Here is a 22,324-nt window from a genome sequence, read left to right on the forward strand (position 1 = left end):
TTGAAAACACTCGCCCCACTCCATTCCGTACAGGCGAGTTCCTGGTTGGGTTCGCCCCCAGAGATGGATGCGTTGCATGCGACGGAGTAGCCTTTTAAAAGCGAATTGGTGAAACTGATTATTGGCCAAGGACGAGCGGTTGCAGGCAAACCACGATCACCGACGCGGCTGCCTGCAAGAAGGCTTAGCCCTAACTTCGCTGTAAAGCAGTCGCGTCCGGAATCATTGCAACGCGAACATCCTATTCGGTGAAAAGGGTTGAACCAAGGCTGCAGCCCGCAGCTTGAGTGAAAGGCTCAGTGGAGAATTCGCCTTCGTCGCGCGGAGTGTACAACGTCAGACAACTGGTCCTGTCATTGGCAACAGAAGTCCGCTTATGTCTTATGAAGAACTTCAACACGGTGCAGCAACCGTTCGTGACATCGCCGAACATTTCGGTCGTTTGAAAGAGCGTGCTCGGGAGCTGATCGATAGCAGCGAAGCGTCGCAACGTGGCTTCTTTACGCCGACCGAAGACGAACAAACGCGGCATTTGCTGGTATCTTACTGGCAGTCGCGGAACGCGTTGTTCGAACTGGTGACGTCATTCTACAAAGTGGATCGGTTCGAACCGGAAGAGCAGCAGATCGCTGTGACAATCGCGTACGCCGGGGCTTTAGTACTGGTCGACGTGGCTCGTTTTTTGCGAGAAAACTGCCATCACCGGAAAGTGGTGCGAATGAAACTGAACGAGCCGGAACCGTACTTTGGTATTCCAGTGGGCACGTATGACTTTGTTCAGAAGTCGCTCACTAACCCGGTGCATGCGTGGCATCTGTATCACGCCTCGACCTTTGTGGCGCAGCGGCGGGAACAGCTTACTGAGCTGGCCGCATCGAACGCTGATGTCGAATCATTGCTTGCGATAATAGATCGGCTGCAGGATCGCCTGGGCGTCACCGCAGACCGGTTTGTGCTGGCGAGAACTCGCGTAAGAGCACGTTCGGTTCGGACGCGGATCACTCGGGATTTGCTCGGGCGAGCTCTGTACGGGCTTCAGAAGTGTGTTTCGTCGTTGATGGCCGATCGCTATGTAAAGTCCGGGCATCTGCCGCGCCTTCCGCCGCATGTTGAGACAGAGATTGAGGCACTGCTGCAGCCGGGTGATGTCATTGTTGTGCGGAAAGAGCACGCTGTCACCAACTACTTCCTGCCGGGCTATTGGCCTCACGCGGCGCTGTACATTGGGTCTGTCGATGAGCTTCGCGCAGCGCGACTGCATGAACATGCGAATATCCAAAAACGCTGGGTGGCGCTCGAAGGTGTTGATGCAAACCGTCCGCATCGCGTGCTGGAAGCGATGAAAGACGGTGTGCGAGTTCGGTCGGTGTCGTGTCCATTCAGCAGCGACGCGATTGTGATTCTGAGGCCTCAGTTAGAGCGTAACCAAATTGCGGAAGCGATCGGTCGAGGCTTCTTTCATGCCGACAAGCCATACGACTTCGACTTTGACTTCGCGCGTTCAGACCGCCTGGTCTGCACGGAAGTTGTGTACCGATCGTATGAAGGAATCGGCGGCATTCAGTTTAACCTGACTCGCCGAGCCGGCCGCCTCACTTTGTCTGCCGAGGACCTGCTACAAAAGGCCATCAAAGCCGATGGCTTTTTGGCTCACGCAGTGTTTTGTCCTGCAAAGTCGCCCGACATCTGCTTTGAAGCGAAGGCCGTTGAAGCGCTGAAGGCGACGGTTGGTCGGAAGAGCGTTTAAGTACACGTCGCCCACTGACTGCGCACACAATCAAACCAGATCGGACGGTCACGTTTCGGTAGCGGTGTAAGCTACGGGGTGGCGGGCAGCTTCAGCATTCGAATGTTGCGAATTGCCGCGGCAGGCATTGGTGTGCCAAGATTGGCGGCAATGCCTATCCTGCCCGGCGTCAGCTTTTCGATCGTGGCCTGAGAAACGGGCATGCCGTTAAGTCGCACCACAACGTTGGTGCCGTCAACTACAACTTCTGCCAAGCTGGCTCGATCTGTGTGAAGCCGCGTAGTGGAGGGTTCAGCCATGGTGGCTCGATTGCGAATATCAATGATTCGCCCGGGCGCAGTTGCGTCCAGAATTACCGCGAAGGCGTGAAAGTCGGCCTGCCCGGTTCCGGTTGCCCCGAATACAAACTGAGCTGAGTTTGTTGAGGGGAGGAGCTCCATGCGGACCACGTATCGATCGCTTCCACCGGTCGGCTGTAGAAAGCCAATGGCCGCCTGTTGAGTGGTGCCGTCCAGTTCGATGAGGTTGGGTTTGATTTTCCAGAACTCACGGCCATTCAGCGGGCTCGTTCCTGTGCGAGCCACCGTAAAAAAGTTCAAACCCTGTCCACTTTGGAAGATCGAATCGAACTGCCAGCGGGCAAGCAGCCGCTTTAATTCCTGCAACTTGATAGCGTCGACGGTACCTTCGCCAGCTTTCGACAATTCGGCGGTGAGCCTGCCGGCCGCAGCAACATCCGACGACAACATCGCAGCAGCCCCCTGCGCAGAACTGTTGCGGAGCAGATTCGCAACCATACTCAGCAAACTATCAGTGAGTTCAAGGTTGTCCTGCCGAACTGTGAGCTGGGCGAGCCGCAAGCCATGTTCGATCGCTCGGTCCTGCTGATCTGCACTCATAACCGATCGTCGAAACCGGCTGACAATATTTTCCGTGACAGACGTCTCCGGAACGCCGTACCGAGTGGCTCGAATGTGAGCCACATCGAACTGCACATCAACCGCGCGAGCTCGCGAAGCAAGGTCTTCATCGATGACCTGCAACAAGGCCGCATCGCCTGGACCGGCCGTTGCTTCCCACGACAATTCCAGCAGTTCACGAGCCAGAGCCGTTCGCTGGGCCATCGTGCGAGCCGTCGCCAGACGTGATTTGTACGTCGTGCGAACTTCCTCCAACGCCGCGGCGATCGCAGCGTCGTCCGGCATCGAGTTCAATGGTTTCGACGGCGTGGCAGGCGTGACTTCCACGGTCAACACGGCAGTGCCTTCCAGTTCGCGAGTACCCAAATCGCCAGGAGTCCGCCAGCTGGCTTTCAGCGGAATTTCGAAGGTTCCGGTCGTGTCCGAAGGAATATCCCAGACGAGTTCACGACCGTCGGATGACACGGTCACACCTTCCGGCGCACCGTCTGCTGGCGAAATCACGCGACGCGTTTGCATCCGCGGACGAGGCGTTAATGACATCTGCGGAAATGCATAACGAAACTCTGCACCGGCCGCGGCCGTTTGCGGCGGCAGAGTAGGCAGCACGTGCTCGATACTCTTCGGCAACACCAGCAGAGTTAGCGTCTGTTGATCAAGCGGCTCAGAACTGTCAGCCGCCGCCACCGCGATGATTACTTCATGCTTTCCAGTATCCTGCAAACGCGGTCGCCATTCGACGGTGCCGTTTTCCGGGTTGAGCGTCAAGCCTTGCGGCATGGTCCCATCGACGCTGTAGGTCAATGCATGCTGCGATGCCATTGACGGCGGCACGCCAACAGACGTGATAAACGGGGCCCCCACGTCCAGTTCAAAGCTGCGATCTTCCGCCATTTTGATCGGCGATGCGCCGGCCATCACAGTCACGGTCAGTTCTTTTTGCGCCAGAGTTGTTTCCTGATCGCCATCGGCGTGAACCAGCGACATGATCAGGTGGTACGCTCCGGGCGCCTGTTGTGCCGGAACATCCCACGCAAGCTGGCCAGTGGCGCTGTCGATGGACAGTCCGTCCAGGCCGGATTCGTCCAGACGAAACTGAACAGCAGCGGCGGCCGGATCAATCTGGGTGTCTGGCGTAAACGACCACTGTTCGCCGGGATTCGCGGGCGGTGGGCTGAGGTTCAAAAAGCGGCCGGTGGGCGATGCTGTAGGCGGAATATGGTTGACACGATTTGTAGCGAGCGACGGTCCCCCGTCATCTTTCGTCAGAATAAATGCGCCCGCTAAGGCGATCACCAAAATCGACACGATCATTGCGGCGAGGCCCGCCTTTTTGCCGCGCTTTTGCTTCGGGCGTACTCGACGTGTCGCGAGTGACTCGGCTTCGACGTTCAGGTCCATCGCAGGCAACGTGGCCGAATTCACATCGATGTTGGCGTCGGTCGTCAGCATCAGATCGACCGAACTTCCGTTTTCCACTTCAGCCAGAAACTGCCGGTACGAAACGTCGCCTTCGTCCACATCTTCATCACTGCGAGGTTCGCTGATGTCGGCGTTGGGATCGTTGGTCGCGGCCTGAGCGGCTTTTTGGAAAGAACTGCGCAGCAACGGCTCACTGACGCCTTCTAAAGCTGCCGCGACTTCGGCCGGCGTTTGATAGCGTTCGTCCGGATTGCGCATCGTCATTTTCTGCACAATGTCGGCGACGGCTTGAGGAACGTCGTCACAGACCGTCAGCACAGACGGAGCGTCTCGCTGCAGACGCTGACTAAGCACCTGCAGCGGATTCGAACCGGTGAAGGGAATCTTTCCCGTCAGAAGTCGAAACAGCGTGCAGCCGAGACTGTAAATGTCGCTGCGAATGTCGACCTTTGTTGTGTCCCAGCCCTGTTCGGGCGACATAAAGTCGGGCGTCCCCATCACCTGACCGGCGCGAGTGACAGACTGTTCCTGGTCCTCGTCTGCCATCATCAGCACCAGGCCCATATCCATCAGCTTGGTCGTGCCGCGGCCAGCGTCGTCCCAATGCACCATGATGTTGGCAGGCTTGATATCGCGGTGCACCATCTTGTGTCGGTGAGCGTGTTGCAGCCCTTCGGCCACGTCTCGCACAATACCGCACGCCAGCCCCACTGGAACTCGGCCAATTCGATTGGCGATCCGGTCAAGTTGATCGCCGTTAACGTACTCCATCACCATGAAGTCGACCTTGCCGACTCGCCCGGCATCCAGCGTCCTGACGACGTACGGACTGTCCAGCTTCGAAGACGCTCGAATTTCGCGACGGAACCGCGACACCAGTGTCTGGTTACTGGTCAGCTTTCGAGCCATCACCTTCACGGCGACGACGTTGTTGGTCTTCACATCCAGTCCACGGAACACATGCCCCATACCGCCGCGACCGATGGGGTTCAGCAGGCGATAATGATTCAGCACGAACCCGGCCTGGCCTTTCAGCAGCTGACGGGCCTGCCATTCGGTCAGATGTTCCTGCCGCACCAGAATCTGAGCCAGGGATTCGGCGGTAAGCGGCTTGCTGCCGAGTTGCGTCTTCAGCCGCTCCAACTGCGCATTCGTCAGCAGCCGACTGGTGCCGAGAAGTTCAAGGAAATTTGGAATGCTGGGTTCCGGCATACTGACCCGAGTGTTCAGGTGTCCACAATGGCCCACGAAGTCCCGGTTTCAGTCGGCCGCGCGGGTGCGTATTTTCAACATTCGCCTCTGGCAGTGAAGTCGTCAGTCGCCGCCGATTATTGAGCAAATTCCCAAGTATGACGCACGCCTTCGCCACTCCCCACGAGTGAATTGTACGGAATGCCACTAGATCGTGGAAATCTCACGCCGCCCGCCAATACCTACGCAGGCCACGGCGGTTTTGTGAGATGTTCGCCCCAACCGAGCACCAGAATGCGCAAAGCGCCTTCGGAACAGGGCCGCAGGGCACGACTGCGATCGGTCGCAAGACGGCATTGCCAACCTGCGTCTACTCTGTCGTTTGCCGCCGGCGTTTCACTCGTCGCGTTTGTCGTCGATCGCCGTTTTTGCCGTGATCTGATTCTTCTTCAGCGTCACTCGGCCCGCCTGTTTGTCGATCAGAATGCCGGTTGTTTGAGTCTGTGATTCTGCAGAACGGGTGTCCCGAATCTGGTTGTTCTCGAAGATCAACCCGTCCGTCTCACCACGTACGCGGATCCCGGCACCAGAACCCTTGGTGCCATTGTCTTCGATGACGTTGTCCTTCAAGCGGTTGCGATGCGCCGCCATTCCGAACGTTTCGTTGCGGAAGTGAATGCCGTCCTCACCGTTGAGCCGAACGTGGTTTGCTTCCAGCAGATTGTCCGTGTCTTTGTGCCCGATTGAAATTCCGTATCGACCGTTGCCTTCCAGTTCATTGTTCGCGAATACCCCGTGACGCACTCGCCAACACAGGAACAAGCCGTCGGTCCCGTTGTTACGAGCCACGTTGGCCGTCACCTGCGGCCGCTGTGATCCACTGCCCGGATGAAAACCCAGCTGAGTGTTGCCTTCACTCACACAATGTTGAACGGTGACGTCATTCGACTGCTGAAAACTAATTCCGTCGCCGTTGTAATTCCGCACGGTGCAATTGCTGATCGTGGTCCCGAACCCGCGATACAGAAAGATGCCCGCACCTCGACAGCCGTTCAACGCGATGTTCTGATCCTTGTTCCCTTCGATGGTGAGGTTCTCAATGCGCACTCCCTGCACATCGTATCCGCTGACGACCGGAAACACGGTGGCCGCGCGAGCGTTGCCACGGACCATGCAATCGGCCATCAGCGGTTTGTCAATCGAAAAGGTGTTGCCGGTCCGCCCGGTAATGCGAGCAACAGTCGTGTGAAAACCTCCTGAGCGATCGTCGCGGATCGCCACGCCGTGTCCGACTTCAAAACCTTCGGCGTTCTTCACGGTCAGCTGCTGTTCTCCGAAGTCGCCGTCCAGGGCAAGTGGCGATCGCACGCCTTTCGCCTTGCGAAGAATCGTTTCTCCCTCGGTTCCACGCACAGTCACATTCGACCGCAGGTGCAGCGAATCGTGCATCAAAAATTCGCCGGGCCCGATCTCAACCGTGCCGCCACCCAGAGCCGCAACGTAATCCACCGCCGCCTGCAACACCCGATTGTCGCTTCCCACCAGCACAGCGTCTTTGTTGCCGACGGTGATGGACGGACGTTGCTCCATCCTGGAATGCATCTCCAGCGGCAACTGACGTTCATCCACAGGCGGAGCCACACGAGCATCCGATTCGTCGGCCGCCAGTTACCCGGCCGCAAATTGAAACACAACGCAGCAGGTAAGAATGGTCGAGAAGACTCGCATGGCTATTCGTTCCAGGGCAGACAGGAAATGGCGGTTGGCAGACGCTCGCTCCAACGCCCATTTCTAGACAATGAACAAAGAGTATCGGTCCCGTCGCCCACGAAATCAACGAACCTGGCAGAGTGATGGTGCGGCCATTGCAGAACGCCAGTCCGTGGCATGCTCCCCTCCAAGCCCGATACAATGAACGATAATGCCGGTACCTGACTGGCGAGAATTCCGTCAAATTCTTCGTGATTCGGTGTCAAATCGAGCCGTCCGTTGCGTGTAACTGTTCAGGAGAGTGATTTTGCACGGGATTCCTGACACGCAGGCGAGTTTGTTGATTCGGGTGAAAGATCCGCTCGACCGCGATGCGTGGCTGGAATTTTCGGACATCTATCGCCCCGTCATTTACAGGATGGCTCGACGCCGCGGGCTGCAGGATGCGGATGCTCAGGATCTGGCTCAGACAATCCTGGCGTCGGTCGCGGCGAAAGTCGGCGATTGGCAACACGATCCCAAACGCGGTCGGTTTCGATCGTGGCTCGCACGGGTGACTCGCAACGCAATCGTCGACCATCTGAGACGAGTCCGGCCGGATCGAGCCACCGGTGGCAGCAGTTTGATTCAACGGCTGTTGCAGCATCCGGAATCGGAAGTCACAACTCAGGCAGAGATCCGGCGTGAGCAACGCCGGCAGTTGTTCCGTCGAGTGGCGGAAGAAATACGTCCCGAATTTGAAGAAGCGACATGGGCCGCGTTCTGGATGACGTCTGTCGATTTGTCAGCCGTCGTCGATGTGGCGGAGAAACTGGATCGCACCGTTGGATCAGTATATGCAGCTCGATCACGAATCATGCGACGACTTCGCGAACGAGTGGCAGAACGGGAGGCCGACTTCGATGACTGTTGAAACTGTACATTTTCATCCAGAGCTGTTGCAGCGATTTCTGAACGCGGACCTTTCGGACGAAGAGCAGACCGCGTGTGAGCGACATCTTGAATTGTGCGACACGTGTCGCGAGCAGCTTCAGGCTTCGGCGGCGGACGACACATGGTGGGAAGACGCCAGCGACTTTCTGCAGGACGATGAATTCGAAATCAACAGAACAACGGATGATTCTTCCCTGCCAACGGCGATTGTCGACAGGGTTGACGGGACGGAAGAAAGCACATCCGCTGACGGCATTCCCGCTAACGTTCGCCAGATTATTGCGTGGCTCAATCCGACTGACGATCCCGCGATGCTGGGACGCCTTGGCGGATACGAAATCGCAGGCGTCGTTGGTGTGGGCGGCATGGGAGTTGTTCTGAAGGGGTTTGATCGGTCGCTTAACCGGTACGTAGCCATCAAAATTCTGGCACCGCATCTTGCGACCAGCGGTGCGGCTCGACAACAATTCGCGAGGGAAGCTCAGGCTGCGGCGGCTGTCGTTCACAGTAATGTCGTCGCTATTCATGGAGTCGACGAATCGAATTCGCTGCCCTATTTGGTGATGCCGTATCTGCGAGGCACGTCGTTACAACGTCGGATCGACGAACACGGCGCGTTGAGTGTCTCGGAGATGCTGCGTTTGGGAATGCAGACGGCTCGCGGATTGGCGGCGGCTCATGATCAGGGACTGGTACACCGCGACGTGAAGCCCGCCAACATCCTGCTGGACGGCACAACGGAACGAGTCCTTCTGACAGACTTCGGACTGGCTCGCGCGGCCGACGATGCCAGCCTGACTCAGAGTGGAGTCATCGCCGGAACGCCGCACTTTATGTCGCCCGAGCAGGCGGAGGGTGCGGCGATCGATCATCGCAGTGATCTGTTCAGTTTGGGAAGCGTGCTGTACGCCATGTGTACGGGCCGCCCACCGTTTCGAGCGGACACGAGTTGGGGCATTCTGCGAAAAGTCACGGACGCTCAACCGCATGCCATTCGCGATCTGAATCCGGACGTTCCCAACTGGTTGTGCCAGATCATTGAACGACTGCTTGAGAAAGATTCCTCGCGACGATTTCAATCAGCAGATGAAGTCGCGGAACTGCTGGAACAGTGCCTCGCCCACGTGCAGCAACCCAATGACTGTAAGCTGCCGGAAAGTCTGACGACGCAGGTCGACCGCACGGCCATCCAGAGATTCTCGCGGACGCGCTACCGCGTGATCGGTATGTTGGCGCTGGTTGTCGCGGTCGTGGTGGCGAGTCAAACGCTCTTCCCTCAGTTGCCGCCGTCGGACAACACAGCCACAAAGCAGGCGGACGACGCGGCTCCTATGTCTATGGCGGAAGAACCGCTCGAAATCGTTGATGAAAGCCTGCTGGATTGGGATGACGCCGACTTTGGCGAGCTTTCTTCAATACGAAACGCCATTGAAAAACTGGATGAGGAGTCGCTGCAGCTTATCCCCGTCCCGAGGCCGAATGAATAATCTGGACACAACGTCCGCAGCGAAAGGCGTAAAGACGTCGCATAGCGACCATCAGTTACCGGTGGAAGGTGATGCCGCTGAATCGTTTAACCCGTAGCCGGAGGCGCAGGCGTCTTTGCGGGCCGTCACACCGCAGGCCTGCGCCTCCGGCTACGGGTTAAACGATCATTCAAACACAACCTGTTCAAGAAGGAAAAACCATGTTCATAAAATTCATGTCCGTAGCCTTCGTTGGCTGCCTGACAGTGTTGGCACAGGAAACCAGTTCGCAAACGGAGTCATTTAAGAGGCCCGATAACAAGGCTGCATTGACTCCGATTCGGCCGATGGTTGCCCCTCTGCTCGAAGCTGACGAGAACTCACAGGAGGGTGATTCGAAAGTCAAACGCGAGCTTCATGTGGCGGTAGCACTGGTGCAGAAAGACTGGACGGAAGCGATCAACAACAACGCACCGGTCCTCGAAGAATTGAAGCAGCTCTACGAAGGGGTTGACATGTCGGCGCTTGGCGGCGAGCTTCCGGACGTTGCGCCAGAGTTGATTCTCCCTGAATCTCGCGTAGCTGTTTTCAGCTATGCCGACTATGCAAAACTTATTGTACGACTGAGAGACCTGAAGTTGATCGAATCGGTGAAAACGGAGCCGGTGGAAGATTCTGAGCAGGAAGAGTTTGGGCCTTATTCGTTTGAGCGAGTCGAGGTTTCAGGATTGAAAGTGGTGCCTGAGGGGAAAGTTGTTCCCAAAAGTTCCTTGAGGCCATTCACAAGGGAAGCCGGTTCATGGTCGATCGGCGTCGGGACCGACATTCGAAATCAAAACTCGGTGATCTGCGATCCAAAGTACATTCGGTTCATTGAAACCGATTGGCCCACAAGCTCGGAACTCGTTGATCGGCAGCCCCTTTGGTCCAACCATTTCGGTAGCCGATTTGATTTGCTACCAGGCAAAGTGGCCGTATTGCGTTGGTCTTCCGAAGGGCAGATGCGGGCTGGCGCGGGAGGGACTGGACGCGGTGGCTTTCGTGCATCCAACGGCGACGGCGCGAAGGATGACACCACGTTCCCGATCATCGTCATTTTGAATGGCGATGAGTTGCCTGCCCCAAACATTGCTCATGTGGGCTGGTCAAAGCCGTTGAAGACGATCGCGCCGAGCCGGTTCGACTACAATGCGACTAGCACGTCGATTCGCCGAGAGGAATCGAAGAATAGGACATTTCCCAAGCTGTCGAGTGCGTCAGCAGGAAGTGTATTCCAAAACAACGAAAATGATTCGACGCCCCCGGAGCGGCTGACCAAAGTCTTTCGCCTGCAACAAATTGACGTTTCCGAGGCGGCTAAGCTGCTCGAACAGTTGTTTGCCAACGGCAGCGGTGTCCGCTTGGCTCCGGACATCCGAACCAATTCGCTGTTGATGTCAGGTCCAGACGAAGCGCTGAATGAGATGGAAGAAGTGCTGAATACGGTGGATGTCCCGCCAACCGGTACAAAGAAGGCGGCCGACGCCAAAGGAAAGTCTGTGCAGATGGAGATGGGGCCGGGAGGAACCATGATCCTGAGTGGAAGCAAAGACAACGTCGAAGCCGCCGAACAAATGTTGAGCCAAATGTCATCTAAGCAGTTAGCCGACCGCAGCAGGGAACTGGAGGACAAAGCCTCAGCGCTTACTCGAGATTATGCGGTTGGCGGCGAATCAAACAAAAAGGACGTGGAAAAACTGAAGCGAACGGTGACCGAAGACTTCGAGGTGCGTCAACGGCTGCAGCTTGCTGAAATCGAATTCCTGAAAGCTCGGCTTGATGACCTCGAACGGCGCGTTCGGCAAAAGCAAAAATTGAAGTCGCTCATCATTGATCGACGGATCGAAGCGCTGTTGTCGAAACCCGACAAACAGAACACCGATCAAAAGCCTCGCCTGCGTCGCTAACAATCCTCTCCACTATGGTGTGAAACCCAAAAAAATGTCCGCAACCCGCGTCGGCCGCATGCGCATCCGGTTTGGCACTAGAAACGCCTACATTGCCGACGTATTGCTCGATGACACGATCAGTTCATACGCATGGTGAGTCCAGTCGAAACCCAGTGGATCGTTGTTGGCGGCGTGCATAGCCTGGACGACGCTGAATGGGTCGTGACGGAAGGCCGCTCCGACGCTGATCGGTTCGTTCATGTACATCGGCGAATGGATGGCCGGGTGGAAGAAACGTCGTAGATTAAAGCCTGCGAAGTTGGTGGAATTCTGGACCGCCAGCGTCTGGTCGACTCGCATTTCGTGCGGCTGTTCATACAGCACGACGGTTGGGAACTGCATCAGCCAGTTGCCCGCACTGTCGGCCACCACCGTTTGTTCGCCCACCAGGCGTCCGCTCTGGTCGTAGATTTTTCCGGACAGCGTTGTGCCCGGGTCGACGATGCCCGTGTAGACGGTGTCGATCGGCAGTGGCTTCAGCCGATGAGCGAACTCGTCGCCGTGCGGCAGGTGCACGTCGCGTCGGTTGTACTCATCCATATCCTTACCGTAGCCGCTGGGATCCTGGAAGGAATCGAAGACGAAGACCTGCAGCGGCGTGGTGTCTTCCGCCACGTTATTTTCGGGCGTCGGGTCGGTGCCGTTGCTGCGGTCGTCGGTGATGGAAACCGTGTTGACCAGTTCTTCGCGATTCGGATCGATCACGTCGTCTGCGATAACAGCGAATTCAATCGCACCGCCGTCACCCGTGTTCAGACTGCCGACGTGAAAGGTGAAGGTACCGTCCCGATTGCCGATCCAGCCAGACGTGCTGGCGGAGGCATCAAACGTGGAGCCATCGGGAAGATTTTCGGTGATGGTGACTCCAGTGGAATCCTGATTGCCGAAGTTGTTGTAAGTAATCGTGTAGACCACAGTGTCGCCCGGTTCAGCGTAGTCGAGGTCGCCGTCGGTTTTGGTGACCGTAAGATCCGGTTGAGCCTGTAAAGTTGTGGTGTCTTCATCGGCATTGTTGGTCGGAGTCGGGTCCGGACCGTTGGCCAGATCGTCGGTGACCGATGCGTTGTTGACCAGGACCTCCACTCCCGTCGCAACAGAAGCACGAACGTCGGCGGTAACTGTCAGCAGCACAGATTCGCCGCCTCCGGCGAGATCGCCAACGTTCCACGTGATTGTGCCATTGACAGCGTCAACGGTGCCACCAACCGCGTTCACGTTGGTCAGCAGATCGACGGGGAACCGGTCAGTAACAACAACACCCGTACCGTTTTGGTCGCCGATGTTCTCAATGAAGATCGAATAGCTAATGGACTGGCCGGGTTCGACAAATGCCGGACTGCCGTTCATTGTTTTCGTCAGCCGATAGTCCGGCGCGGCGACCAGTGGATCCGTATCGGACACCGTGTTGTTGGTGAGATTCGGATCGGCTCCGTTTCGACCGTCGTCATGCACGTCAGCATGGTTGACCACATCCGTTTTTGCCGCGTTGGCTGTGTCGACAACGTCGAAAGTGACGTTAAAGAACACCGTGTCGCCGACGTCCAGGTCACCCACATTCCACGTGATGGTTCCCGCGTTCGTGTCGACCGTTCCACCATCAGCGTCAACGACTTGCAGAGTATCCAGCGGAAAACGATCGGTAACGATAACTCCGGTCCCGTCCTGCTTGCCGTTGTTGGTCACGCTAATGGTGTAGGTCATCTGATCGCCAGGTCGCAGGTTGACGGTGCCGCCGTTGGATTTGGTGATGGCGTATTCCGGCACGGTGTCCAACGTGGCCTTGTACGACGAAGTGTTGTTAGACGTGTCGGGATCGTCGCCGTTGTAATGGTCGTCGTCGACGCTGACCGAATTCGTGAAGGTGTCAATTCCAGCAGGAATCGGATCTTTCACAGTGGCCGTCACAGTTAAGACGACTTGTTCGCCAGGCTGCATCGCGGCCAGATTCCATTCGATCGTGCCCGCCGAATTATCAACGGCTCCACCGGACGCATTGGTGATCGTCAGCACGTCTTGCGGAAAGTCGTCCGCGATCGTAATGTTGCGTCCGTCGAGCTCACCCACGTTCTTTACGGTGATCGTGTACTGGACGATGTCGCCAGCTGACGCGATGCTGTAGTTGCCCGTTTTGACGATGTCGTAATCCGGCACGGCGTGAAACCCAAAGCCGGTCCCCGTCACCGATTCGCCGATGCCGACCGTGTAGTCGGCAGAATGCGGAGTCGCCAGGCCATCGTTGTCGACGGTGGGATTGTTCGCCAGCCCGGCGGCCATGTCTGTTCCGTCGGTCGTGAGCGTGTAGGTGCCGGGCAGCAGGTTAGCAAACTGAAAATTGCCGTTGCTGTCCGTGGGCAGAGTCGTCGTGTAGTCGGCTGTGCCGTTGCCGTCGATATCGATCGACAAAGTCACGTCAACATTCGCGAGGCCTCGATCGTTAGTCGCCGTGTCGTCGACGCCATCGTTGTCGATGTCAAAGAACACGGTGTCGGACAAGCTGCTGGTCCCTGTGTAGCCGAAGTCCTGAACGCCATTGTGCTGAGTGGGCAGCAAACTGAACGACGAACCATGAGCAGTCAAAATTCCGTCAGCATCATAGGTTTGGCTGGTCCCTGCGGGCGGCACAACTCGAACAGTGAATTCCCCAGCCTTCAGGTTTGTGAATTGGTAGTCGCCCTGAGCATCGGTGAAGGTGTGAATCGTTTCGTCCACGATGCCGTCTTCGTCGTAGTCGGCATCAAGAGCCACAGCGATTCCTGCCAGCCCCGGTTCAGAAGAAGACGTGGCCGTGGCGGCGTTCTGTGATGTGTCGGCATTGGCGTCGTAGAAAACGGTTCCCGACATCGACGCAGGCTGAATTTCGCCGAAGTTGTTTCCGGTGCCGTGAGTTTCCACGCCCGTTGGAAGCTCGATATTCGTAAACTGATCGTTCACGCTGCTGTCGCCACCGGGCGTGCCGATGGCGTCTTTGCCGTCGAGTAATCCAGCTGGAATTGTATTGCCGTTCGGATCTTCAACGATGCGGTACGTGCCCGGTCGCAGGCCCGTAAACGAGTACGCTCCTCCGGCACCTGTCAGCAGCGTCACATCCACGCCGTTGCCAAGGTGGTCAACACCGACCAATTGAATGGCAACTCCGGTCAGTCCGTTTTCGCTGCCGTCAAAGATGCCATCGTTATTAAGATCATCCCACACAAAGCCGCTTAACGAATTGCTGCGAATCCGTACGGTGTCGGTATCTGTGTGACTGTTATCGCCGTCCGCGTCAGGCGTATTTCGTTCGCCGGAAACCGTGCCTGACAGCGTGGTGGCGTCGGTGATGGTCGCCGTATTGACGTCGGTCGCATCTGGCAACACCGTGTTCAGCAACTTGACGCTGAAGGTGAAGGTCTGCGTGGCACCGGTTGCAATCGTGCCGCCGCTGTATAGCAACCGACCGCTGATCGTGTCGATGGACGGTGTGAAATCATTGGGATAGGCCGTCCCCGCGCCTCCGAAATCGACCGTGCTGATGTCGTAGAAGGCCGGGTCGAGAACATCTTCGATGACAACGTCGTACGCGGCCGATGTGCCGGTCGTATTGTCGACAGTTAGCACAACCGAAACGGTATCGCCTGCGTCGGCAAGGTCGGTATCGACGGTCGGCCCGAATTCTTTGGTGATGGACAGGCTGGGTTCAACGACTGTCACGTTAACCAAACCCGTCGACTGAGGCGGTAGCGAATCGGTGCTGAAATCGATCGTGGCACGGTTCGACAAAACCGTCTGGTGGCCCGCGTAGCCGACGTTGCTGGATTGATCGACAACAATCGCGTCGATCAGCAGCAGGAACGAATTGTCGCTGCCGTCGTTGTTGGTCCCGACGGTGATTTGATCGAACGTGAACATGACATCATCGCCGCTCGCCGCGCCCCCCGACACCGTCGGAATGCCGCCTGCGATTGTTCCGTTAAAATCGTTCGCCAGAAGGCCGCCTGAAGACGCCGCACTGGTCACAATTTGCGAACTCACGTACTTCAGACCGTCAGGTAGCTGATCGATGACCGTCGCGTCGGGCGAAATGCCTTCCGGCAACTGAACTCGCAAAGCATACGTGACCGTTTCGCCGATCGTGACGTTCGTGCCCGTGGTTTCGCTGCGATCGGTGTCGACGAAGTGCTTCGAGAACGCAGGCTGAGTCACCGTGAACACGGCGTTGCCTGAGGATTCGTAGTTGTTCAGGTTGCCGGCGCCAGCTCCATCAATTCCCGTGCGTTCTGTATCATCAGCGGTGTAGGGCGATGGCCCAATAAACGTGCCGTTCTGCGACGTCCACGTGGCGGTGGCCACATTGTTGATCGCCTGATTAGGAGCCACGGCATGCCCAATGCTGCCGGTAATTGTCAGCGTGATGACTCGCGGATTGCCACTGCTGTCAACCTGGCTGCCGAGCATATCGATATCGCGGCCCGCCACCATGCGAACCGTCCAGCCCGTATCATTGTCTCCGACCAGTTCGAAGTCGCTTGCTGAAACGCTTCCAGTCGTCGCGTTGTCGGTCACAGTAAGCACGGGGTTCAGAATGGCGGAGAGGCCTCCGCCGGCCAGCGGCATGTCGTCACTGAAATCCATGTCGAAGGCATCGACTCCCCGGCGGTTGGTCAACGTAATCGTGTACTGAATCCCGTCGCCCGCATCGCCCGTGGTTCCGTCGTCGTAATTGGAATCCTGATCGGTATCCAGAGCGACGGATTTCGTGACGACGATTTCAGGTTCGATAATCGCAACGTCCGCGCTGGCGGCGACGACTTCACGCGGGTTCGGCGCGGTGGTCGGATTGTCGTCCCACTGGAACGTGGCCGTGTTGCGGCGCAGAACACCATCGACGTTGGCCGCTGCGTTGGTCACAACCGCTTCATAGGTGATGGTAATGCGGCCATCGGTGTCGGGCGTGCCGTGAGCCGCGTCGACAATTGTTTGCAGATCCCAAACAACCGTTCGACCGTTGTTCGAAACCGTGGGGTCTGTTAAGTCGACGGCAGCATCCAGAGTGACTCCGTTTACTGTCGTGCCGGTGACGCCGATGAACGCCAGCCCCTGCTGCAGATTGTCAGTCAGCGTCGCGTTCGGAATGGTGGCTTCGTTGAAATTCAGCGTCACGGTATACGTCGCCACTTCGCCGATGACGGCCTGCGACCTCACGTTGTTCGCGGTGGTTGCACTGTCGTCGATGCTGGTACGGTCGAGTGTTTTCGTGATTGATGTGCCATCAATAGTGACGACGGCGGTGCTGGTGGCGTGGTAGTCATTGGGTTGAGTGTTATCGCTGGCAGTGGCTGGATCGTTCTGCCCGCTGCCATCGCGTTCGCCCTGAGTTTCCCCCGACTTCGTGTTGTATTCGGGATTCGCACTGCCACCAGTGTTCACGTCATCCAGCGATGCAAGATCGCTACCAGTGGCGTTGCCGCCTGTTCCGTTGGCCGTTCCGAAGTCGCCGGGAAGGCTGGTCCAAGTGACGTTGGCTCGATTGACAACCTGCTCCGTCGGATTGACGCTGATATCAATCACCGCGTCGAAGGTGATCGTGACATCCGCCCCCATGGCGAGCCGGTCAAACGTCAAATCGAATGTGCTGCCTGACGAGTTGTCCGTGTAATCCGTTCCTGCCGTCTGCAGTGCACCATCGACTCGCACCTGCATGCTGGCTGTGTTCAGCAGCATTTCTGTCGGCACGGTGTCAGTCAGATTCACGTCGAAGGCGTCGGTCCGCGCGCTGCCTGTGGCGACGTTAAAGGAAATGGTGTACGAAACCGGATCGCCCGCGTCGCCGCTGCTGAAGTCGACAGTCTTGGCGAAGTGTTGAATCAGCGGCTCCACAATTTGAACGCGAGGTCGCTGGCCGTTTGGCAGATCGTAGATCTCTTCTCTGGATTCAATCGTGCCGTTGGCGTTGCTGTCGATCAGAACTTCCAGGTCGTTGTACAGACTCTCATTCACATCGTTGCGAGGACTGCTGTTGTTGTCGACCAGAACGTTAAATTCGATGACGACATATTCCTTATCGGCATCGCTGTCGCTGTTGACGACTGTCCCCAGCTTGAAGTACACGTCGTTGCCTGTCGACCACGTATCGTTTTCGATTCCGGGATCGTCGCTTTCGGACGTCGCGACATCCGGCAGCACAAATGTCGGTTCAATGTCGGCCAGCGTGCCAGTGTCGACGATATTTAAACCTGCACCGCTAAGCGCACTGGACGTCATGTTGCCGCCGTCCGACACAAACACAACTTTGGCGGTGCCATCGTCGATGAAGGTCAAACCGGATGGCAGTTTGTCTCGCAAGGTCAGCAGCGGAGACGTGCCTTCAGGGACTTCCATTTCGATGCGGTAACGCACGACTTCGCCAATCGCGACACGTTCGACTCCGCCAACAAACGTTGTATGAGCTTCAGACGTCCCGTCGAGCGACTTGGTGGCCGCCACGTTGATGACGGCGACTCCGGCACTGGCTTCCGGCGGCGTAACCACGTGATTCTGGCCGCCCTCCTGCCCGGCGTATCCAACAAGTGCGGCCGTATTATTCAGCTCCTGCAGCGGCTGAGCCGAACCATCAATCGTGACATCGTAAATCATCACCGCAACGTTCGAACCGTTGGTGGCGTCGAATTCTGCCAGTACGCCCGACGTGGCGGTGGGATCGTCGAGGGTGATTCCACCTGCAAACAGATCGGCGTCGCTGCCGCTGTAAGTCAGCAGGTTTCCGTTGCCGTCGTAGACTCGCAGACTGCCCGCCACGTAGCTAAGCCCCGCGTCCAGCGTGTCGGTGATGGTGACGTCAAACGCACCGTGACGACTGCTGCCCGTGTTTTCCACGACGACGGCAAAGCGAGCTCGATCGCCCGCATCCAGGTCGGTGATCAGCGTGTCGAACGTGTTGTCGTCCAGCCAATCGCTGTTGAGTGTTCCGCCGGTGAAGCCTGCCGTCGCAGTTGTTTCGCTGAAGATCAAACCGCCCGCGGCGAATGCTGTCGTTTTCTCTGAATCGACGATGCCCTTGCTGATGCCATCAATAACCGGTTCCGTCAGTCGCACCTGGATAAGATCCACCTGACTCACAGGCGTGCCGTTTGTCGAACCTTCGGCCGCTATCGCCTGGTTGGTCAAAAGCAGTCCGTCCGCAAACGGATCATTTTGCACGGTCACGGTCAGCAGCAAATCCACCTGACTGGCCTGGAAGCCGGTGTCGTCAAATCGCCCGAAGTCGATTGTCACACTGTTCGCGTTCGTATCGATACTCAACGAAGGAGCCACGCTGTCATCCAGCAGGCCATTGTCGGACATGTCCCAGATGTCGTAGAACGTGTCGCCGGCGGCACCGTTGACGGCCAGCAGTTCGACGACGCCTGGCAACATCTGATTGCTGCTTTGGTCAGCATCGAACGTCCAGTTTGCAGCGGGCAAGCCATCGGCGTCTGCGTCAGCCACTCGGAAGATTGGCAGTGGAAAATAGTCGGTGATGGTCAGGTCTTCGAAGTCGGACGTCGGCAGTTGATAGGTGAGCCGATAAGTAATGCGATCGCCGGGCGCGACGTCTACGGTGCCACTAAACGATGTCGAACCGTTGACGGCGTAGATCGACTTCGCAAGCGATCCCTGCTGAACCCGGATACTGGTTCTGCTGCTGTCCGATTCGTTGTGCAGAGTTTCGAACAGAACACCATTGGTGTCGTCTTCCTGGTTCTCACGAACGGCCCCCGCGATCGCAACGCCATTCGTCAGAACGTCGCCCTGGTCCACGCTGCGGTCGCCTGAAGGAAACGCGTCGGCGAATTCATCCTGCACCTGAGTATAAAACGTAATTGTGCCTGTCGCGGCTCCCAGGTTGGCAGCCCCGTTGCTCAGGCCACCTTGAAGGATCCCATCATCGCCCAGTTGCTGCAGTCGCTCGGAAAGCTGGATCGTGATGTGAGTGGTTCCGTCCGTGGCTGAGTTCTCTGCTGCGTCATCGCCGCGATCAATGCGAGACTGATCGACGATGAAATTATCTGTCGCCGCTTCTGATGTCGCACCCGTCTGCGGTCCGACATGCAGGTTAAAACTGCTGTTGGCGTAGCTGGCATTGAAGTCAGAAACACTGAACGACGGTCCAAGGCCGGTGTAGAACAGCTGCCCGTCACTGAACGTGTCCGTCAGCACCAGATCACCGTACGTGTAGTAGTCAGAAATCTGAAATGACAGCGTGTACTTCAACAGCGAACCCGGCACGACCGAATCCTGCCCCGTCGGATTACCCGCCGCGTCGACAACGGTGACGCTCTTCTGAACCGCGATCGATTTGTCATCAATTGTGTGTTCGATACCGGCCGGGTCGGCCGCCGCATTGTCGATTCCGCCCGCATCACGGATGTCTACCGGCGTCCAGTCGCCCAATGCTTGAGCGTTGTTGTGGCTGCGGGAATCAGGTGCCGATGTTGTGTCGTCTTCGCCGTTAATCGGGATCAGCCGGTCGCCGTTTGCGTCGAATTCTTCCACGTAGAAGCTGAACGTGATTGACACGTCTCGGTCTGACGTCGTGCCGGTGATGGAATCCGCCGTCACCACCAGCGACTCACCATTCTGCACGCCGTTGATGTTTAGCGGCGTGTGCGAATTCGCCCCGGTGAACGCCGTGTTGTTCGTCGCACTTCCCAGCACATTGGTGCCGCCGGGCACATTGGATGTGAAGACCGTCCCGCCGTCGGCGCTGGTGATCGAATCCAGCGACAGGAACACGATGTTGTTGGGCAGATCGTCAAAGATGTCCAGATCAGTGATCGTCTGACCGTCGGGAATGTCGACGTTCACCGTCCACTGCCGCACGTAATTCGGCCCGGTGGCTGTTTCGTGCTCCGGAGCGGTACTAGTTTTCGAAATTGTCAGCAGCGTGGGAGTCACGCTGTCATGTTCGACCCAGTTGTTCGCATTCGTCTGCACATCACTAAACAGCGTGCTGTCCGCATTGGGGTTGTTTAACGCATCGCTGCCGTAGCGAAACCCGCCGCGTGAACGCACGGTCAACGGCGAGTTCAGGTCGGCATGGTCGCTCATCGTCGCTTTGATGTTGATCACAGCGGCCGGCTGTTCCGGCGTGAACGATCCAAACGGCAGTTCAACGACCACTAACTTGTCGCCCGCGTGGCCGTACACCTTTGTGGCCTGAGCCGACGAATCGCCGTCGACGAACGCCAGCACTTCGGCCGTGCCGCCACCGGAAAGCAGCGAACTGTCCGTGGTGATTGTCGCTCGGTTGCTGGCCGCCATGCTGCCCACAAACTGCAGCTCCAACACTTCACCAGACGCCAGCGAACCACTGACCGCAATGTTGCCCGCTCCGATACTGCTAAGCGACGCCAACGCCGCCTGCACCGTGGCCGCATCGGCATCCCATGCGATGTCACTTGTCGTTTGGCCGCCGAACGACAGCGTGAAGGCTCCGCCGTCGACGGTCCCGGCAAGCCCAAGAAGTTGCGTTTCATTCTGAATGGTTTGGCCATACGGATGAGTGACCGTGCCGATGCTCAACCCACCCGCACCGTCCGCGTCCTGCAGAGTCAGCACCTCATAGTTGACGGGCAGACCGAGGTAGGTCACCGCTCCGCTGACCGCGGCATCCAAACCGTCGGCGGTGTCGGTGTACAATCCGCCGTCGAATACGCCGTCTTCGCCCAGGTGAGGAATCAGCACATCGACAAAGGGACCGTAGCCGACTTGTCCCGACGGAGCCGTGTTGCGAAACGTGACCGTAAAGTCCACGTCTTCGCCCAGCGGAACCTGCGACGGCACATTCAATGATGCGTCAGCGGCCGGAGCTAGCAACCCGTGCCATTTGCTTTGAATGGCGTCGCTGAATGCGATTTTTGTTTCGGTGGAACCGATCAAAAATTCCAGATCCCAGTCGCCACCACGCAGGGCATACCCGGTTCCGTCGACGCTCGCCGCGACATCCGTGCCGGTCAGCGTGCTGATCGACTGCAGCAACTGACGCCCGTCTGCCGTCGATGCCACATCACAACCCAGCAGCAGCAGGTCACCGTTTTCCGTGAAGGCGTTTCCCCACTGAGCGATCTCGGCAGCGTACCCGCCGAAATTGCTCTGCGTCAGCCACACGTCGCCAAATCGGATGCCCGTTTCGTCTCCATGCGATACGACATGCACTGCATCCAGGTCGCTGTACTTCGCCAGGATGCCGCTAACCTGCGAAATCCCGTCGGTCCCGCCGTCAATCAGGGCGATTTCGAATTCGCGACCGGCCTCCGCGTTCATCAGCAGATCATTAGCAAGCTGCTGATAGTTTTCGACGGACGCATCAACGATCACTAGTTCGCGACGCACGTCGGCCACATGAGACGTTTCGTCCTGCGAAGTCAGGGACGAGTCTGCCACCATCTTGACGTCTTCGGCGTACAACGACGCGTCGAAACGTTCGGCGTTAGCCTGATCGACGTTCAGAGGCTCCTCTGCATCGGCCACCAGCGACGCATCCGGAACCGCGTCGAACAGCACGCGATCTTCCAGGCGTTCGTACAACATGCTGCGCGACTTCGCCTTCTTCAGAGATGAAGACTTCGGCGCAGCGGCATCATGGCGTGGCGAAGAGTGAAACTTTTTCATGAGGAACAGCCTTGATTCCATAATGAAATCGAAAACCGTCCGCTCTGATCGATTGACGAGTCAGCCAACGCTGGAAGCAGACTTCCAACAGGCGAACCGTCAACATAACAACATCAACAACCGGCAACTGGAGTTTTTGTGTCAGAAGGAACCTAACATACAGAAACGCCCCCACCCGAAAACCCGCCGCACATTATCGTTTTACCCCAATCGCCAAGCTCGACGGTAGCGGTTGTAGCAGTGATGGCAACTGTAGCCCGACTGTCCAGTGTCGAACCGCGACGGTGGACGTCTGGAAGGCGAATGAGTATCTTCGAAGCT

Annotated in this window: 7 protein-coding genes; 4 read left to right on the forward strand and 3 right to left on the reverse strand. The window is 57.4% G+C overall.

Translation table 11 applies throughout. The features are described 5' to 3' along the window. The first annotated feature begins 376 nt into the window (after positions 1 to 376). The gene (locus tag Fuma_RS22775; RefSeq protein WP_077026142.1) at positions 377 to 1,747 is read left to right on the forward strand and encodes a YiiX/YebB-like N1pC/P60 family cysteine hydrolase; all 1,371 of its coding nucleotides are present in this window, start codon (positions 377 to 379) and stop codon (positions 1,745 to 1,747) included. Positions 1,748 to 1,818: 71 nt separating this feature from the next. Here Fuma_RS22775 and Fuma_RS22780 read toward each other — a convergent pair whose 3' ends face one another. Together Fuma_RS22780 and Fuma_RS22785 are read right to left on the reverse strand one after the other, a co-directional pair. After that, complete coding sequence (locus Fuma_RS22780; protein ID WP_077026143.1) at positions 1,819 to 5,301, reverse strand: serine/threonine-protein kinase; 3,483 nt, start codon at positions 5,299 to 5,301, stop codon at positions 1,819 to 1,821. A gap of 375 nt (positions 5,302 to 5,676) precedes the next feature. Further along, positions 5,677 to 6,921 carry a right-handed parallel beta-helix repeat-containing protein gene (locus Fuma_RS22785; protein WP_218922257.1) on the reverse strand — a complete coding sequence of 415 codons (1,245 nt, stop codon included), beginning with the start codon at positions 6,919 to 6,921 and terminating at the stop codon, positions 5,677 to 5,679. A 376-nt stretch (positions 6,922 to 7,297) separates the two neighbouring features. Between Fuma_RS22785 and Fuma_RS22790 the strand changes: the two genes are divergently transcribed. From Fuma_RS22790 to Fuma_RS22800, 3 genes are all read left to right on the forward strand, one after another. Continuing rightward, complete coding sequence (locus tag Fuma_RS22790; RefSeq protein WP_145944317.1) at positions 7,298 to 7,903, forward strand: RNA polymerase sigma factor; 606 nt, start codon at positions 7,298 to 7,300, stop codon at positions 7,901 to 7,903. Beyond that, on the forward strand, positions 7,893 to 9,410 hold the full coding sequence (locus tag Fuma_RS22795; RefSeq protein WP_077026145.1) for a serine/threonine-protein kinase: 1,518 nt from the start codon (positions 7,893 to 7,895) through the stop codon (positions 9,408 to 9,410). The genes Fuma_RS22790 and Fuma_RS22795 overlap by 11 nt, the downstream gene beginning before the upstream one ends. Before the next feature lie 200 nt (positions 9,411 to 9,610). Continuing rightward, a complete protein-coding gene (locus Fuma_RS22800; protein WP_077026146.1) occupies positions 9,611 to 11,335 on the forward strand; it encodes a secretin N-terminal domain-containing protein in 1,725 nt (574 codons plus the stop codon). An 87-nt stretch (positions 11,336 to 11,422) separates the two neighbouring features. Here Fuma_RS22800 and Fuma_RS22805 read toward each other — a convergent pair whose 3' ends face one another. Next, positions 11,423 to 22,003: a DUF4347 domain-containing protein gene (locus Fuma_RS22805; RefSeq protein WP_077026147.1), complete on the reverse strand. Its 10,581-nt coding sequence runs from the start codon at positions 22,001 to 22,003 to the stop codon at positions 11,423 to 11,425. Positions 22,004 to 22,324 lie beyond the last annotated feature (321 nt).

Source organism: Fuerstiella marisgermanici (assembly GCF_001983935.1).
Lineage (GTDB): Bacteria > Planctomycetota > Planctomycetia > Planctomycetales > Planctomycetaceae > Fuerstiella > Fuerstiella marisgermanici.

Excerpts from the sequence above, each read along its gene's own strand:
- Fuma_RS22775 (WP_077026142.1), top strand. The coding sequence starts at position 377 with ATGTCTTATGAAGAACTTCAACACGGTGCAGCAACCGTTCGTGACATC.
- Fuma_RS22780 (WP_077026143.1), bottom strand. The coding sequence starts at position 5,301 with ATGCCGGAACCCAGCATTCCAAATTTCCTTGAACTTCTCGGCACCAGT.
- Fuma_RS22795 (WP_077026145.1), top strand. The coding sequence starts at position 7,893 with ATGACTGTTGAAACTGTACATTTTCATCCAGAGCTGTTGCAGCGATTT.
- Fuma_RS22800 (WP_077026146.1), top strand. The coding sequence starts at position 9,611 with ATGTTCATAAAATTCATGTCCGTAGCCTTCGTTGGCTGCCTGACAGTG.
- Fuma_RS22805 (WP_077026147.1), bottom strand. The coding sequence starts at position 22,003 with ATGAAAAAGTTTCACTCTTCGCCACGCCATGATGCCGCTGCGCCGAAG.